Raw genomic sequence first — 15,498 nt, forward strand, 5'->3', positions numbered from 1 at the left:
TGAATTATTTCCGGTACGGTTTATGCGTATCATAAAAAATAAAATTGCGAAGCAAGATGGACACACAAAAATTTGTACTTTTCCTGATTTTCTCAACATCCATGTTGTTCCTCTGGGACGCATGGCAGAAAGAACAGAACCCGCCTCCTCCAGCAGCGGTTACGGCGCAAGGACCGGGAGGGGAGTCATCTGTCCGCCGTCAGGAAGATACTCCGGTTCCGGGAGAAAAACTTGTTTCGACACAGCCCGGCAAGAGCGAACCCTCTGCGGAGAGCGCCGATTCGGTGAAAATTTCCGGCAAACTGGAGTCGGGAGAAAAAATTGTAGTCAAGACCGACCTGGTAGTAGCGGAAATCAATACCGCCGGAGGGGATTTACGTCAACTCGAGCTATTGGATCATCCGGATAAAGAAGACAAGAATAAGCCTTTTGCATTGTTGCAAAGCCAATATGACCACGTTTATGTGGCCCAATCAGGACTGATTGGGGAGGGTCTGCCCAGCCACAAGACGCGTTATACGACTGAGTCACACGCCTATGAGTTGGCGGGAGGCCAGGATAAAATCGAAGTGCGACTCGTGGCGCCGGAGGCGGACGGAGTGCGGGTAACCAAGATTTATACCTTTCATCGCGGCAGCTATCTTATCGATGTGAGCTTTGAAGTTACCAATCAGGGGACAGCGGCAATTCAGCCGTTCTCGTACTTTCAAATGCTGCGCGACAGCAAACCCCCCGTTGGCTCGGTTTTCATGATCCCGACCTACACCGGTGCGGCGCTTTACACCGAAGAGGAGAAATTCAAAAAGATTGAATTTTCGGCGCTGGACAAGGGTAACGCAAGCTACCCGAAAAACGCCGATAATGGCTGGATAGCAATGCTCCAGCACTATTTTCTCACCGCGTGGCTGCCAACAGACAAATCACAGCGCGAATATTATGCGAAGCGCCTGGGCGAAAATGAATATACCGCTGGGGTAATTGTGCCGGTGGGGCAGATTGAACCAGGGAATACAGCAACGGTTACCGTACCCCTTTATGCGGGTCCCGAGGAACAGAGCAAACTCGCGGCGGTTGCACCGGGGCTGGATCTCACAGTGGATTATGGCTGGTTGACCGTGATTGGGGCGCCGCTTTTCTGGTTGCTGTCGTTTTATCATTCCTGGACAGGAAACTGGGGAGTCGCGATTATTCTTTTGACCATGTCGGTCAAGTTGGCGTTCTTTCCCCTGTCGGCGGCAGGTTATCGATCGATGGCGAAGTTGCGGGTTGTGACACCCAAATTGCAGCGCTTGCGCGAACAGCACGGTGCCGACCGCCAGCGTATGCACCAGGCGATGATGGATTTTTACAAGACGGAAAAAATCAACCCGATGGGAGGCTGTTTGCCCATTGTGGTTCAGATTCCGGTATTTATCTCGCTTTACTGGGTATTGCTTGCCAGTGTAGAGTTGCGTTATGCACCGTTTGCGCTGTGGATAGAAGATATGTCTTCGCCTGATCCCTATTATGTGCTACCCGTCATCATGGGAATTTCGATGTTTGTCCAATCAAAACTCAGTCCACCGGCGACGGATCCGATTCAAGCCAAGGTGATGCAGATCATGCCCCTTGCTTTCAGTGTTTTCTTTTTCTTCTTCCCTGCCGGCCTGGTGCTGTACTCGTTGGTGAATAACATCCTTTCCATTACGCAGCAATGGCAAATCACGCGCATGATCGAACGTGCGGCGGCTAAATCCTCCAACACGCCAGCACTCAAGAAGAAGTGATTCGGCTGGAAATACAGTAATTCGCCTGACGGCGAAAGGCCAATCTGGATACTTGCGAGTGACTGATCTCTTCTCGGTGCAATTTGCCTGAATGGGGAGTACGGACCTCATTGCGGCCATCGCCACGCCCCCCGGACGGGGCGGCATCGGTGTGGTGCGGGTTTCCGGTAAGAACCTGTCATCCCTGGCAGTAAGGCTTATCGGGCATATCCCGAAGCCGCGCCATGCCAGCCTCAGCAGATTTCTGGATGAAGATGGGTCGGTCATAGATCAAGGCATTGCGCTTTATTTTCCGGCTCCACATTCCTATACGGGTGAAGATGTCCTGGAGTTGCAGGGTCACGGCGGCCCGGCGGTCATGAATTTATTACTGTCCCGTTGTCTGTCCGCAGGCGCCCGGCTGGCACAGCCGGGGGAGTTTACCTTGCGTGCGTTTCTTAACGGCAAGCTGGATCTTGCCCAGGCAGAAAGCGTCGCCGACGTTATAGATGCCAGCACCAGCGAGGCTGCGCGCTGCGCTATGCGCTCGCTGCAGGGGGAGTTTTCCACGGTTATACATAGCTTGGTGCAAGCGCTTACCGATTTGCGCATGCTGGTGGAGGCGACCCTGGATTTTCCGGAAGAAGAAACGACTGTTCTGAAACAGGCGAACGTTTGCGGCAGGTTGGAAGCGATGCAATCGCGATTGGAAGATGTGCTTACCTCAGCCAAGCAGGGCAGTCTGTTGCGTGAAGGCGTGAGCGTGGTTCTGGTTGGACAGCCCAATGTCGGCAAATCCAGTTTGATGAATCAGTTAGCGGGGGAAGAAACGGCGATTGTCACTGAAATCCCGGGCACCACTCGCGATGCTATTCGCGAAATGGTGGAAATAGAGGGGGTTCCGTTTTATCTGACCGATACCGCGGGATTGCGGGAAACAGATGACCCAGTCGAGAAGATAGGCATCGCTCGTGCGCGTTCAGTGATAGAAAAAGCGGATCTGGCATTGTTGCTGATCGACTGCCGGTTGGGAACCGTATCTGACGATCGGGCGATAGTTGACAGTCTTCCGGCTGAATTACCGGTGATCCACGTATATAACAAAATAGATTTGCTGGACGGGATTCCACAGATCAGCGATGGTGAAGACGGATCGCTGATCTACCTTTCGGCTAAAACAGGTGCCGGGATCGATCTGCTTCGCCGGAAACTGCTGGAGATGGCCGGTTGGCAGCCGCATTCGGAGGCGGAAGGCATATTCATGGCGCGCCACCGCCATATGGAGGCGTTGACAGAAGCCGGCGAATATCTGCGGAATGCAACGGAGTTGGCCAGACAAGAGACGCAACTGGATTTGCTGGCCGAAGAGCTGCGGGCCGCCCAGCGAAGGTTGTCGTCTATCACCGGCGAATTCAGCGCCGATGACTTATTGGGTCAAATATTTTCCCGTTTTTGTATTGGTAAATAGATTCAGCCTGGTTGTTTTAGGGTATCCGGGTCGTATGCCTTTGAACTTGCCCTCCCCCGCAGAGCTCTTCCCGGCTGTATTTTGATGTTGTACATTCACCGCATTGTTTCACGTGAAACATTCCGCATCCATCGCGCCGGATAATGGGCGATGCGATCGGTGTTTTTCTAGTATGGTGGAAGTACGCGCCCTTACACAACCTTTCGTTTTGCCGTAGAATGCTTTAGTGCTTTTTCCCATGCGTCGCCCATCCGGTGGTAAGCGCAACGAGGCTCAAATGATTTTTTCCGAGGATTTTGATGTAATCGTGGTTGGCGGCGGCCATGCCGGCACCGAGGCGGCGCTTGCGGCCGCGCGCATAGGGCAAAAAACGCTGCTGCTTTCGCATAATATCGAAACACTGGGGCAGATGTCATGCAATCCTTCCATTGGAGGCATTGGTAAAGGACATCTCGTAAAGGAAGTAGACGCATTGGGTGGCGCAATGGCCGCGGCTGCCGACGAGGCTGGCATCCAGTTTCGTATCCTTAATTCAAGCAAGGGGCCGGCAGTACGCGCAACGCGTGTCCAGGCTGATCGCGTCCTTTATCGCCAGGCGATTCGGCGGCGCCTGGAAAATCAGCCTAACCTTTGGCTGTTTCAGCAGGCTGTGGATGACCTTACGCTTGAGGGTGACCGGATTACGGGAGTGGTTACCCAGTTAGGAATAAAATTTTCCGCGAGAGCGGTAGTACTTACCGCTGGCACGTTTCTCGGCGGATTGGCGCACGTCGGATCATCCAGTTTTCAGGCGGGCAGAGCTGGCGATCCGCCATCCATCAGTCTCGCTATGCGCCTGCGCGAGATGAAGCTCCCAGCCGGACGACTAAAGACCGGCACCCCTCCGCGCATAGACGGACGCACCATCGATTATTCGGTAATGACCGAACAACTCAGCGATACTCCGGCGCCGGTTTTTTCTTTTATGGGCAGCGCCGCTCAGCATCCCCGCCAATTGCCGTGCTGGATCACGCATACGAATAGCCGCACGCATGACATTATTCGTGGCGGCCTGGATCGTTCGCCGCTATTTACAGGTGTTATCGAAGGTGTCGGGCCGCGTTATTGCCCTTCCATCGAGGATAAGGTGGTACGGTTTTCCGCCAAGGAATCACATCAAATCTTTCTGGAACCGGAAGGACTCAGTACCCATGAGATATATCCTAACGGGATCTCAACAAGTCTGCCATTCGATCTGCAGATCGAACTGGTGCGATCCATCAAGGGGATGGAAAAAGCCCATATCACGCGCCCTGGATACGCTATCGAATATGATTATTTTGATCCGCGCGGCTTGAAAGGCTCGCTTGAAACTAAAATGATCGAAGGACTGTTTTTCGCCGGACAAATCAATGGCACCACCGGTTATGAAGAGGCCGCGGCGCAGGGGTTGCTGGCGGGCATCAATGCGGCGCTCAAAACACTGGATCGGGATGCGTGGTGTCCCCGGCGTGACGAAGCTTATCTGGGTGTTCTGGTGGATGACCTCATCACTCGTGGCGTCACTGAACCTTATCGCATGTTCACCAGTCGCGCGGAATACCGGTTGCAACTGCGTGAAGACAATGCGGATTTGCGCCTGACGGAAATCGGACGCAGGCTCGGTGTAGTGGACGACGCACGCTGGTCCGCATTCGAAACCAAACGAGAAGCCATTGTTCGCGAGCAAGACAGATTGAAAGCCATTTGGCTGAGCCCGAAAACGAATTCAAGCGCACCGTCAGAAGCAGATGTGCTGCGAGTGCTGGGGAAAACGATTGAGCGTGATTATTCGCTGAGTGAGCTGTTACGCCGTCCCGGGGTGTCCTATGCGAGCCTCATGAGTTTGCCGGGTGTGGGCGATGCTGTCGCTGACCCGCTGGTGGCGGAGCAGGTTGAAATCCAGGCCAGATATCACGGTTATATTGCCCGTCAGAAGGATGAAGTCGCGCGCAATGCGCATTATGAAGAAATTCGTTTGCCGCAAGATCTTGATTATGCCACTGTACGCGGCCTTTCCAGCGAGGCACAACAAAAATTGAATCAACATAAGCCGGAAACCGCGGGACAGGCTGCGCGAATTTCCGGTATAACACCCGCGACGATTTCGTTACTGCTGGTACATGTGAAGCGTGGGTTTTCCAGCCAGAATAAAAAGAAAAGCGCGTGAATCTTGCCACGCAGCTCGCTGATGGACTTGCAGCGTTGGGAGTGTCGCTTCCGGACGAAACCCAAGCCCGTTTATTGCAATACCTTGCGTTAATCAGGAAGTGGAACCGGGTACATAATCTGACGGCAATGCGTGAGCCCGAAATGATATTGATTCGTCATTTGTTTGACAGCCTTGCGATCCTGCCGCACATTGCCGGATCGCGTATCGTGGATGTCGGCAGTGGCGCCGGTTTGCCGGGCATTCCCCTGGCTTTGGTGCGCCCTGAATGGCAGGTGGTATTGCTTGAAAGCAATCATAAAAAAGCTGTATTTCTACAACAGGCGCGTATTGAATTGAAGTTGAACAACGTCGAAATAGTCGCCGAACGGGTCGAAAATTTTCGCTCGGCAAGCGGATTCGACACGGTCATTTCACGCGCTTTTTCGGACTTGGCGGACTTTGTCAAACTGGCAGGGCATCTGGCCATCGAAGGTGGAGGCAGGCTCGCTGCCATGAAAGGCGTTTATCCGCACGAGGAGTTGGCGCAATTGCCGCCACCGTTTGTTATTGAAAATGTATTCCCGGTTGTGGTTCCCGGACTCGAAGCAAAGCGGCATCTGGTCATGATTAAGCCCGGGGTATAAATGTATTTCCGGCAATATCCGAATATCGCAAGGCGCATATCGCAGTGAGCGCTCACTTTCACATAATCTGTTTCGCGGGGCTGTTATCATGTCGATGCTATCACAGCCGGGTACTGTTTCGAGGCTGCTTAAAGAGCAGTCTGTGTCATTATTTGATCACCTGGGAGTAGCGCGGTGGTGAAGATTCTAGCGATAACCAATCAAAAAGGCGGGGTGGGAAAAACCACCACCAGCGTTAATCTGGCTGCGAGCCTCGCGGCGGCAAAGCGGCGTGTATTGTTGATTGATCTGGATCCGCAGGGTAACGCTACCATGGGAAGCGGTGTGGATAAACGTACTTTGCAACACACGGTTTATCAAGTTTTGCTGGGTAGCCAACGTACCGCAGACGTGCGCGTGGTTGCCACCAGCGGCAAATACGATCTGATTCCCGCCAATCGTGATCTGGCCGGTGCTGAAATCGAGATGGTGAATCTGCTCCAGCGGGAAACGCGCTTAAAAGAAGCGTTGCGGGAGGTGGAAGGCGAATATGATTTTATCCTCATCGATTGTCCGCCGGCACTCAACCTGCTTACGCTCAACGGGCTGTGCGCAGCCCATGCGGTAATGATTCCGATGCAATGCGAATACTACGCGCTGGAGGGTCTGAGTGATCTGGTCAATACCATAAAAAAAGTGCGCGCCAACTTGAATCCGGTGCTGGAGATCGAAGGATTGCTGCGTACCATGTTTGACCCGCGCAACATACTGGCGCAACAGGTATCGGAACAATTACAGCAGCATTTTGGCGATAAGGTTTACCGCACCGTGATTCCACGTAACGTGCGGTTGGCCGAAGCCCCGAGCTTTGGCATACCGGCGCTATATCACGACAAGTTATCGAAAGGTACACAAGCCTATCTGGCGCTGGCGGGGGAAATGCTTAGCAGAGATTCGACCAACGCGGCGCCTGTCTGACAGATGGAAACCAGCGGAATAGACGACATGCAGCGAGGCGGGAGATTATGAAATTGAAGGGATTGGGAAGAGGATTGGATGCGCTCCTAGCGGGGAACGACGATGGCGCCAAGATCGGAGAGTCGCTGCGGAATTTGAAAATAGCGCAGCTGCAACCTGGCAAGTATCAGCCGCGTACCCACATGGATCAGGAATCTTTGGCCGAGCTGGCCGAATCCATTAAAGCGCAGGGTGTGATGCAGCCGGTGCTGGTGCGGCCTGTTTCTCCCGAAGGTTACGAAATCATAGCCGGAGAGCGGCGCTGGCGGGCAGCGCAAATCGCCGGGCTTTTGGAAGTCCCCGCACTGATCCGCGAAGTGCCGGATGAAGCCGCGCTGGCCATGTCGCTGATCGAGAATATTCAGCGCGAGAATCTAAACCCATTGGAAGAAGCGATGGGTATCCAGCGGCTCATCAAGGAATTCGGCATGACGCACCAGGCCGCCAGCCAGGCGCTGGGCAGTTCACGCAGTGCTGTTTCCAATCTTCTGCGACTGCTTAACCTGCCTCCCCCTGTACAGGAATTATTAATGCGGGGAAAAATCGATATGGGCCATGGACGCGCGCTACTCGCTCTTCCTCCAGCCAAGCAAATACAAACCGCAAATCTCGTGGTACACAAACAGCTTTCAGTACGCGAGACTGAAAAGCTGGTGCATCGGATGGAACGTCCGGTAGTAAAGCCGCAACATCCCAAACACGACCGGGATTTACTGCGCTTGCAGGAAAATATATCGGCCAAACTGGGTACGCAAGTGGTCATAAACCCGGGGAAAAAAGGCACCGGAAAAGTGATAATTCAGTACAGTAGCCTGGAACAATTAGATGGAATATTGTCCCGCTGGTGAGTTTAAATTAAGAGGTTCTGCCGCGTAACCGGTTTAAAAAATGCATGCAATGCGCTTTCGAAACGGGGAACCCAAAAGCGTATTGCTTATAGATTATGTAATAGATATCCGATAGATACGTTCGTCAGTGCCTCTATTCACCATTTCCTCCAGCGTCTTTCAAGGCCATTTCATCTGAGCGGTTTCGCAGTACGAAAAACCCGGCCGGATACTCCCCAGCGGCGAATTCAGGGCGGTTCAGGGGGTATGTGCATCAGCGTAATCCACCCGTTTTGCACTTGTGTTTTCCCGACAAACTGCTTGACTTGGCGCATCTTCGGGGATAGTCTTTACGGGGTTGTGGGTATGTAATGGTTTAGTAATATGGCGGCGGCGCATTCTGTCTTCGTATATCTTCGTGTAAGGAAGGAGACGGGGAAGCGGCGGTGTCAGCGAAAGCATAGAGCAGCAGCGGGTACTTGATTAACGTAAGAGGAGATAAAAGAAATGGCAACAACACTGGGAACATCAGGCAGCCATGCGGGGTCGAGCGGACGCGACTACGACATGTCGCTGTGGTACGACTCAAGGTGGTACAAATTTGGGCTGATCACCATGCTGGGAGTAGCGATATTCTGGATCTGGTTTCAGCGGACGTTTGCCTACTCGCACGGCATGGACTCGATGGAGCCGGAATTCGAGAAGGTATGGATGGGACTGTGGCGGGTGCACATGATCGTCATGCCGATCTTTGCGCTGGTCACCTGGGGCTGGATCTGGAAGACACGCGACACCAACCTGGACAACCTGGACCCCAAACTGGAAGTCAAGCGTTACTTCTACTGGATGATGTGGCTGGGTGTGTACCTGTTTGGCGTGTACTGGGGCGGCAGCTTCTTCACCGAGCAAGACGCCTCCTGGCACCAGGTCATCATCCGCGACACCAGCTTCACCCCGAGCCATGTGGTAGTATTTTATGGTTCCTTCCCGATGTACATCGTCTGTGGCGTGGCCAGCTACCTGTATGCCATGACGCGTCTGCCGCTGTACGCCCGTGGGACCTCGTTCCCGCTGGTGATGGCCATTGCCGGCCCGCTCATGATCCTGCCGAACGTAGGCCTGAACGAATGGGGCCATGCCTTCTGGTTCATGGAAGAACTATTTAGCGCACCGCTGCACTGGGGCTTTGTGATACTGGGCTGGTCGGGCCTGTTTGCCGGCGGCATCGCGGCACAGATCATCACCCGCTACTCCAACCTGACCGACGTCATCTGGAACGGACAGAGCAAAGTCATCCTCAACAACCGGATCGTCCCGTAAGCGGCAGATCCTGACAGACCTGGCCGGGCGGCCGCCCGCTCCCGCAACACCGGAGAGCGGGGGGCAGCACCGGCCAAACACCTTCGAACCTGCGGCGAAGACCGGAAAAGGCACCCGGAAGACAGAAGGCGGATCACAAACAGCGTGCCACGGCACTCGAGTGGCACCAGGATTGAGCAGCAGCGGCACCCATTTTTCACGTTAAAGATCGTACATATTTGAGGGGAGGGCACGATGAGCAGAACAGACGAAATATTAAAGGCGGCCAAGATGCCGCCGGAAGCGGTAAAGATGTCGAGGATGATAGACGCAGTCTATTTCCCGATTTTATGCATACTGCTGGTAGGCACCTACCACATGCACTTCATGCTGCTGGCAGGCGACTGGGACTTCTGGCTTGACTGGAAAGACCGCCAATGGTGGCCGGTGGTCACCCCGATCGTGGGCATCACCTACTGCGCCACCATCATGTACTACCTGTGGGTCAACTACCGCCTGCCGTTTGGCGCGACACTGTGTATCGTGTGCCTGCTGACCGGCGAATGGCTGACCCGCTTCTGGGGCTTCTACTGGTGGTCGCACTACCCGATCAACTTCGTACTGCCCTCCACCATGATACCGGGCGCTTTGGTCATGGACACCGTCATGCTGCTCACCCGCAACTGGATGATCACGGCACTGGTCGGCGGCGGCGCGTTTGGACTCTTGTTCTACCCGGGCAACTGGCCGATATTCGGACCGACGCACCTGCCGCTGGTAGCCGAAGGCGTTCTCCTGTCCCTGGCTGACTACACCGGCTTCCTGTATGTCCGCACGGGCACCCCGGAATACGTACGGCTGATCGAACAAGGCTCACTACGCACCTTTGGTGGCCACACCACCGTGATTGCGGCCTTCTTCTCCGCGTTCGTCTCCATGCTCATGTTCTGCGTCTGGTGGTACTTTGGCAAACTCTACTGCACCGCGTTCTACTACGTCAAAGGTCCTCGCGGCCGGGTCACCATGAAAAACGACGTTACCGCCTATGGCGAAGAAGGGTTTCCGGAGGGGATCAAATAATGAACGCAAAAAACCTGTTCAAACTAGGGGTCGTTGGCCTCTACGGCATGGCCACACTGGCGCTGAGCACGCTTGACATCTCGCCGGCGGCAGCGCATGGCGAACGCTCGCAAGAACCGTTCCTGCGCATGCGTACCATCCAATGGTACGACATGAAATGGGGCCCTGACACCACCAAAGTCAACGACTTTGCCACCATGACCGGCAAATTCCACCTGGCCGAAGACTGGCCGCGTGCGGTGGGCAAACCGGGACGCGCGTTCTTCAACGTTGGCAGCCCCAGCCCGGTGTTCGTACGGCTCTCCACCAAGCTGAACGGCGAACCGACCTACATCTCGGGCCCGCTGGAAATTGGCCGCGACTACGCCTTTGAAGTCAAGCTGAAAGCCCGCATCCCGGGTCGCCATCACATGCACGCCATGGTCAACATCAAGGACGCAGGCCCGATTGCCGGCCCTGCCGCCTGGATGAACATCACCGGCAGCTGGGATGACTTCACCAACCCGGTCAAACTGCTGACGGGCGAGACCATCGACACCGAGACCTTCAACTACAACAACGGCGTCTTCTGGCACCTGCTGTGGCTGGGCCTGGGCATCTTCTGGATTGGCTACTACGTTGCGCGGCCCATGTTCTTACCGCGTAGCCGGGTACTGCTGGCCTATGGAGACGAACTGCTGCTGGACCCGATGGACAAAAAGGTTGCCTGGATCGTATTGATCGCCACCTTCGGCATCGTCTGGGGCGGCTACCGCTATACGGAAACCAAACACCCGTACACGGTGCCTATTCAAGCGGGCGAATCGAAAGTGCAACCGATGCCGGTGAAACCCAACCCCATCGCGATCAAAGTGACCCACGCCAACTATGACGTACCGGGCCGGGCGCTGCGCGTGACCATGAACATCACCAACAGTGGCGACACCGCTTATCGCATAGGCGAATTCACCACCGCGGGTGTACGTTTCATCAACAAGGTGGGCCTCAAGCACCTGGACCGCAACTACCCGAAAGAACTGGTAGCCACGGGCCTGTCGATGGACAACGACGCGCCGATCCAGCCTGGCGAGACGCGTGAAGTCAAGATGGAAGCCAAGGACGCGCTGTGGGAAGTGCAGCGGCTGATGGCGCTGCTGGGAGATCCGGAAAGCCGTTTTGGCGGATTGCTGATGACATGGAGCGATGCAGGTGATCGCAACATCAACAGCATCGCCGGCGCAGTGATACCGGTCTTCACCAAGCTCTAAGCAACCAAAGCATGACACCGGTCCGCCGCCGTCGCCAGACGGAAGGGTGGATCGGTGTTTTTTAATGTGCCAGTGAAATGAAACCACCCAACCTTCGCATCGGCGTGGTCGGGGGACGAAAGAAAAAGTGAATCATCGTCATATCCAAACGGGAGGACCTGCTCGTGGTTAGGCAAGTGAGACAGGCGGGTACTGCGGCTCTCATCCTGGTGACGGCGCTTTACGCCGGCGCGGTGGCGGCGCATGGGAAAGTCTCATTGGAAGAGGACAACTGCGTGCGCCGGATCGGCGACAGCATGGTGCACTTAAGCGCCTACCAGCCCCAATTTGAACCGAGCGCGCAATACTGCACGGAAATACCCAAGAGCGGAGACACCTATCTGGTGGTGGACCTGGTGGACCTGGCGCTGCGCGACATGCCGATCGGCATGCGGGTAATCAAAGGCACCAGCGAGACCGACGATGAAACCGTGACCTACCTGCGCCCGAGCATCCACCCGGATGGCGTCATCAAGGGAGAAACCAGCCTGGACCAGGGACTGTACACGGTCATCATCATCGCGGAAGGGCAGCCCCCGCTACGCTACCAGTATCCCCTGCGGGTACAGATGATCAACTATGCACACATATTCCGCACCGCGGTGGGGCCCTTGATCGCCCTGCTAGTACTGACCCTGCTGGGGTACAAGCTCATGAAATCCAAGCGCATGCAGCGCTGGCGCGCTTCGCGCCGCTCCTAGGCGAAGAGGCGGACCCAGGCGGACGGCAAGAATACACGATTCAACATTCCTTTATAGGTGATTTTGATAATGTCCTTACAAACTCTGAAACCTGCCCTGATAGGGCTAATGCTCACGATGATCGGCCTGCCATTTTCCACCTCGGTACAGGCGCACGGCGGACTGTCCCTCGCGGACGACATCTGCAAACTCACGATCGGCCCGTTTACCATGCACTTTACCGGCTACCAGCCGGAAGCCACGCAAGAAAAAGAATTCTGCGAAGACATCCCGGCGACGGGACGCACCGTAGTCGCCCTCGACTATATCGAAGAAGCGCTGCGCCCCCTGCCCACGGAAGTGCGCATCATCCGCGATACCGGCGCGCAGGCGGGCGCCGAAGGCAACCTCGACGCCATCACCATCCTGCACATCCCGGCCAAGGTTTACCCCAATGGCTCGATCAACTTTGAATACGACTTCATGCAGCCTGGCAAGTTTGTCGGCCTGGTGACCGTACGCGACAAGGAAGAATATGTCTCGCGCTTCCCCTTCTCGGTGGGTGAGCCCAAAGGCACCTCGCCCTACCTGATCGTCGCCATCGCGGCCCTCATCGGTGCGGCGGCGGTGTTCTTTTTACGCGGCCGGCAAAAATCCACGCCTGCCTGAGTCCCGGCCGGGCCGGAGGTCAAGCCGAACCATACGCCGGCAATACAGTCAAATGAATACTGTCGCCCCCCTTTGGGGGCGACAGACTGAATGAGGAGTCAGAATGGAATCATGGATGGTTTCCGCCCTCAAGCGGATCATGGCAGGCAGTGTGCTGCTGATGGCCATGGCGGCGAGCCTGCACAGCGCGCCCGCCCTGGCGCATGCGATGCTGGTCAAGGCGGAACCGCCGCGCCGGGCGGTACTCACCGTCACGCCGGGGCAAGTGCGGCTCTGGTTCAATGAAGAAGTCGAAAAGGACTACGCGGCGCTGACCGTACTCGACGCCGGCAAGACCCCCGTCACCGACGCCAAGCCCACGATTGCGCCCGACGACCCCCGAGCCATCGTCCTGCCCCTGCCGGAACTGGCTGCCGGCAAGTACACGGTCAAGTTCCGGGTATTATCGGTGGACGGCCACGTGGTTGACTCGTCCTACGACTTTACCGTAAAGAGCAAAGCGCAAGAGAAATGATCGAGGTCATCGCGACGCTCCTGCGCTGGTTACAGCTTGCGTCCAACATGATCCTGGTCGGCAGTTGCATCTTCCTCGCCATCGCCGGATCGTTCCACTCCCCCTGGGTGACCCGGCTGCAACGCGCCCTGCCGTGGCTGGGCCTGCTGCTGCTGCTGGGCCTGCTGGGCATCCTCGCCACCACCACGGCGCAGGCCACCGGCATAACCGAAAATGCCTGGCGGCCGGATGCCTGGTTCGCCCTCCTGCAGAATACCCGTATGGGCCACATCTGGGTGGGCCGCGCGCTCCTGGCCCTCCTGGTTGCCGCCATCGCCCTCTACATCCGCTACACCCCCGCAGCGCGCTGGCGCTACCTCCTGTGCGCGACGGTCGCCTCCCTCACGCTGGTAGTGGGCTCACTCGCGAGCCATGCCGCGGCCGAAGAACTCTCGGTGGTATCGATCCTGCCCTACGCCCTGCACATCATCCTGGCCAGCGTCTGGTTCGGCGCCCTGCCGGCTTTCCTCGTCGTCTGTTTCGCCTGCACCGCCCCGGCGGCCCATGCGGCGGCCGCCCCCTCCGGCCTCCAGAGCGACGCCATTGCCCGCATCCACGAACTGTTCCAATCGCGCGAAGAAGCGGTGCAAGCCGGCGCCCAGGCGCTCAAACGTTTCTCGGTCATGGCGCTGCCGGTCATGCTGGCCGTCATCGCCACCGGCATCATCATCACCGACCGCATGGTCGACACCACCTACGCCGCCATGGTCTCCACCCAGTACGGCTGGCTGCTCAACGCCAAGATCGGCCTGCTCATCGTGGTACTGCTGATTGCCGCGCGCGCGCGCGCCACCTGGCTGCCGCTGCTCTCCCAGATCTCGCCGCAGAATACGGACAAGGCCCTGGCGGCGGGGCAACGCCTGCGCAAATGGGTCAGCTTCGAATTCGTCCTGGCGCTGGGCATCGTGCTCTTGGCCACCATCGTGGCCAATACCGTCCCGGCCAAGCACGCCATCATCCAGAACTGGCCCTACACCTTCCGCTTCTCCCTGGCCGCCACCTGGGGAGAAGAGAGCGTCATGCTGCGCGCCTGGGCAGGCATTGCCCTGCTGCTGCTGGCCGGCGGAGCGCTCGCTTACGGGCGCGCCCGGCACTGGGACAAGAAGCGGCGCATCGGCCTGCCGGCGCTGGCCGCGGTGCTGGCCCTGGCGGTGGGACTGCCGCCGCTGGCCATCGATGCCTACCCGGAAACCTACCGCAAGACCCCGGTCCCGTTCGACACCATCTCCATTGCCAACGGCTCGACCCTGTTCGCCGAGAACTGCGTGGCCTGCCACGGCCTGCAGGGCAAGGGCAATGGCGTGCTGGCCAAGACCTTTGCCAAGCCGCCGGTGGACATGCTGACCGAACCGCACACCGCCAAGCATACCGCGGGCGACTTCTTCCACTGGCTGACCTTCGGCATTCCCGATACCGGCATGCCGGTATTCGCCGACAAACTCTCGGAAGAAGAGCGCTGGGACGTGGTCAACTTCCTGCACGCCATGTCGCGCGGCTACCAGGCGCGCCTGATGAGCCCGCGCGTCGTGCCCGACCAGCCCCAGCCCTCCCTGGGCCCGCCCAACTTCTCCTACACCGCGCACGACGGCTCCAGCGGCACCCTGAAAGACTTCCGTGGCCAGAAGAACGTGCTGCTGGTCATGTTCTCCTGGCCGGCCTCGCGCGAACGGATGGAGCAGCTGAGCGCGCTCAACGCCCAGCTCAATACCGCCAACACCGTGCTGCTGGCGGTGCCGGAGGATGATCCGGATTCGCAGGAAATCGCGCAAATGACCGCCCAGGTTCCCTTCCCAGTGATCACCCAGGGTGCGGCCGAGATCGTGCGCAGCTACACCCTGTTCCGGCGCACGCTGAATAAGCCCGACCTGCTGGGCGAGGGCAGCCTGCCCCCGCACCTGGAATTCCTGGTCGACCGCTTCGGCTACCTGCGTGCGCGCTGGATCCCCGAAGCCGACGGCCCCGGCTGGGACAATACCGGCATGCTGCTGCAGCAGCTCGCCCAGCTCAATCGCGAAAAGGAAATCCTCCCCCCGCCCGGCGATCATGTGCATTGAAACGCTCAAGAGATATGGGTGGCAATA

General features: G+C 57.1%; 13 protein-coding genes. All 13 read left to right on the forward strand.

What is annotated here, in order from left to right; genetic code table 11:
* The first annotated feature begins 56 nt into the window (after nt 1–56).
* The 13 genes from yidC (at nt 57) to BLR00_RS02620 (ending at nt 15,471) form a co-directional block, all read left to right on the forward strand.
* Nucleotides 57–1,766, forward strand: a complete 1,710-nt coding sequence (gene yidC, locus BLR00_RS02560; protein WP_074630667.1) for a membrane protein insertase YidC — start codon at nt 57–59, stop codon at nt 1,764–1,766.
* 91 nt (nt 1,767–1,857) lie between these two features.
* Nucleotides 1,858–3,213: a tRNA uridine-5-carboxymethylaminomethyl(34) synthesis GTPase MnmE gene (mnmE, locus tag BLR00_RS02565; protein ID WP_074630668.1), complete on the forward strand. Its 1,356-nt coding sequence runs from the start codon at nt 1,858–1,860 to the stop codon at nt 3,211–3,213.
* Nucleotides 3,214–3,490: 277 nt separating this feature from the next.
* A complete protein-coding gene (gene mnmG, locus BLR00_RS02570; protein ID WP_074634090.1) occupies nt 3,491–5,401 on the forward strand; it encodes a tRNA uridine-5-carboxymethylaminomethyl(34) synthesis enzyme MnmG in 1,911 nt (636 codons plus the stop codon).
* A complete protein-coding gene (gene rsmG / locus BLR00_RS02575) occupies nt 5,398–6,027 on the forward strand; it encodes a 16S rRNA (guanine(527)-N(7))-methyltransferase RsmG (RefSeq protein ID WP_074630669.1) in 630 nt (209 codons plus the stop codon). Before mnmG ends, rsmG begins: the two co-directional genes overlap by 4 nt.
* A gap of 174 nt (nt 6,028–6,201) precedes the next feature.
* Complete coding sequence (locus tag BLR00_RS02580; protein WP_074630670.1) at nt 6,202–6,984, forward strand: ParA family protein; 783 nt, start codon at nt 6,202–6,204, stop codon at nt 6,982–6,984.
* Between the two features lie 47 nt (nt 6,985–7,031).
* Entirely contained in the window at nt 7,032–7,871 is an 840-nt protein-coding gene (locus BLR00_RS02585; RefSeq protein WP_074630671.1) for a ParB/RepB/Spo0J family partition protein, read from the forward strand.
* Between the two features lie 486 nt (nt 7,872–8,357).
* Complete coding sequence (locus tag BLR00_RS02590) at nt 8,358–9,170, forward strand: methane monooxygenase/ammonia monooxygenase subunit C (protein WP_074630672.1); 813 nt, start codon at nt 8,358–8,360, stop codon at nt 9,168–9,170.
* A gap of 234 nt (nt 9,171–9,404) precedes the next feature.
* Entirely contained in the window at nt 9,405–10,229 is an 825-nt protein-coding gene (locus BLR00_RS02595; RefSeq protein WP_074630673.1) for a methane monooxygenase/ammonia monooxygenase subunit A, read from the forward strand.
* A complete protein-coding gene (locus BLR00_RS02600; RefSeq protein WP_074630674.1) occupies nt 10,229–11,476 on the forward strand; it encodes a methane monooxygenase/ammonia monooxygenase subunit B in 1,248 nt (415 codons plus the stop codon). The genes BLR00_RS02595 and BLR00_RS02600 overlap by 1 nt, the downstream gene beginning before the upstream one ends.
* A gap of 164 nt (nt 11,477–11,640) precedes the next feature.
* Complete coding sequence (locus BLR00_RS02605; protein ID WP_074630675.1) at nt 11,641–12,216, forward strand: hypothetical protein; 576 nt, start codon at nt 11,641–11,643, stop codon at nt 12,214–12,216.
* Between the two features lie 108 nt (nt 12,217–12,324).
* Nucleotides 12,325–12,864 (forward strand): hypothetical protein, encoded by a 540-nt coding sequence (locus BLR00_RS02610; protein ID WP_074630676.1) that lies wholly within the window; start codon nt 12,325–12,327, stop codon nt 12,862–12,864.
* 103 nt (nt 12,865–12,967) lie between these two features.
* On the forward strand, nt 12,968–13,378 hold the full coding sequence (locus BLR00_RS02615) for a copper resistance CopC family protein (RefSeq protein WP_074630677.1): 411 nt from the start codon (nt 12,968–12,970) through the stop codon (nt 13,376–13,378).
* Nucleotides 13,375–15,471 carry a CopD family protein gene (locus tag BLR00_RS02620; protein ID WP_074630678.1) on the forward strand — a complete coding sequence of 699 codons (2,097 nt, stop codon included), beginning with the start codon at nt 13,375–13,377 and terminating at the stop codon, nt 15,469–15,471. Before BLR00_RS02615 ends, BLR00_RS02620 begins: the two co-directional genes overlap by 4 nt.
* Nucleotides 15,472–15,498 lie beyond the last annotated feature (27 nt).

The organism is Nitrosospira multiformis, from assembly GCF_900103165.1.
Classification (GTDB): domain Bacteria; phylum Pseudomonadota; class Gammaproteobacteria; order Burkholderiales; family Nitrosomonadaceae; genus Nitrosospira; species Nitrosospira multiformis_D.

What these genes read in the sequence shown, in the direction of transcription:
- mnmG (WP_074634090.1), top strand. Translation starts at nt 3,491, where the DNA reads ATGATTTTTTCCGAGGATTTTGATGTAATCGTGGTTGGCGGCGGCCAT.
- BLR00_RS02585 (WP_074630671.1), top strand. Translation starts at nt 7,032, where the DNA reads ATGAAATTGAAGGGATTGGGAAGAGGATTGGATGCGCTCCTAGCGGGG.
- BLR00_RS02615 (WP_074630677.1), top strand. Translation starts at nt 12,968, where the DNA reads ATGGAATCATGGATGGTTTCCGCCCTCAAGCGGATCATGGCAGGCAGT.
- yidC (WP_074630667.1), top strand. Translation starts at nt 57, where the DNA reads ATGGACACACAAAAATTTGTACTTTTCCTGATTTTCTCAACATCCATG.
- BLR00_RS02600 (WP_074630674.1), top strand. Translation starts at nt 10,229, where the DNA reads ATGAACGCAAAAAACCTGTTCAAACTAGGGGTCGTTGGCCTCTACGGC.
- BLR00_RS02610 (WP_074630676.1), top strand. Translation starts at nt 12,325, where the DNA reads ATGCTCACGATGATCGGCCTGCCATTTTCCACCTCGGTACAGGCGCAC.
- mnmE (WP_074630668.1), top strand. Translation starts at nt 1,858, where the DNA reads ATGGGGAGTACGGACCTCATTGCGGCCATCGCCACGCCCCCCGGACGG.
- BLR00_RS02595 (WP_074630673.1), top strand. Translation starts at nt 9,405, where the DNA reads ATGAGCAGAACAGACGAAATATTAAAGGCGGCCAAGATGCCGCCGGAA.
- BLR00_RS02590 (WP_074630672.1), top strand. Translation starts at nt 8,358, where the DNA reads ATGGCAACAACACTGGGAACATCAGGCAGCCATGCGGGGTCGAGCGGA.
- BLR00_RS02620 (WP_074630678.1), top strand. Translation starts at nt 13,375, where the DNA reads ATGATCGAGGTCATCGCGACGCTCCTGCGCTGGTTACAGCTTGCGTCC.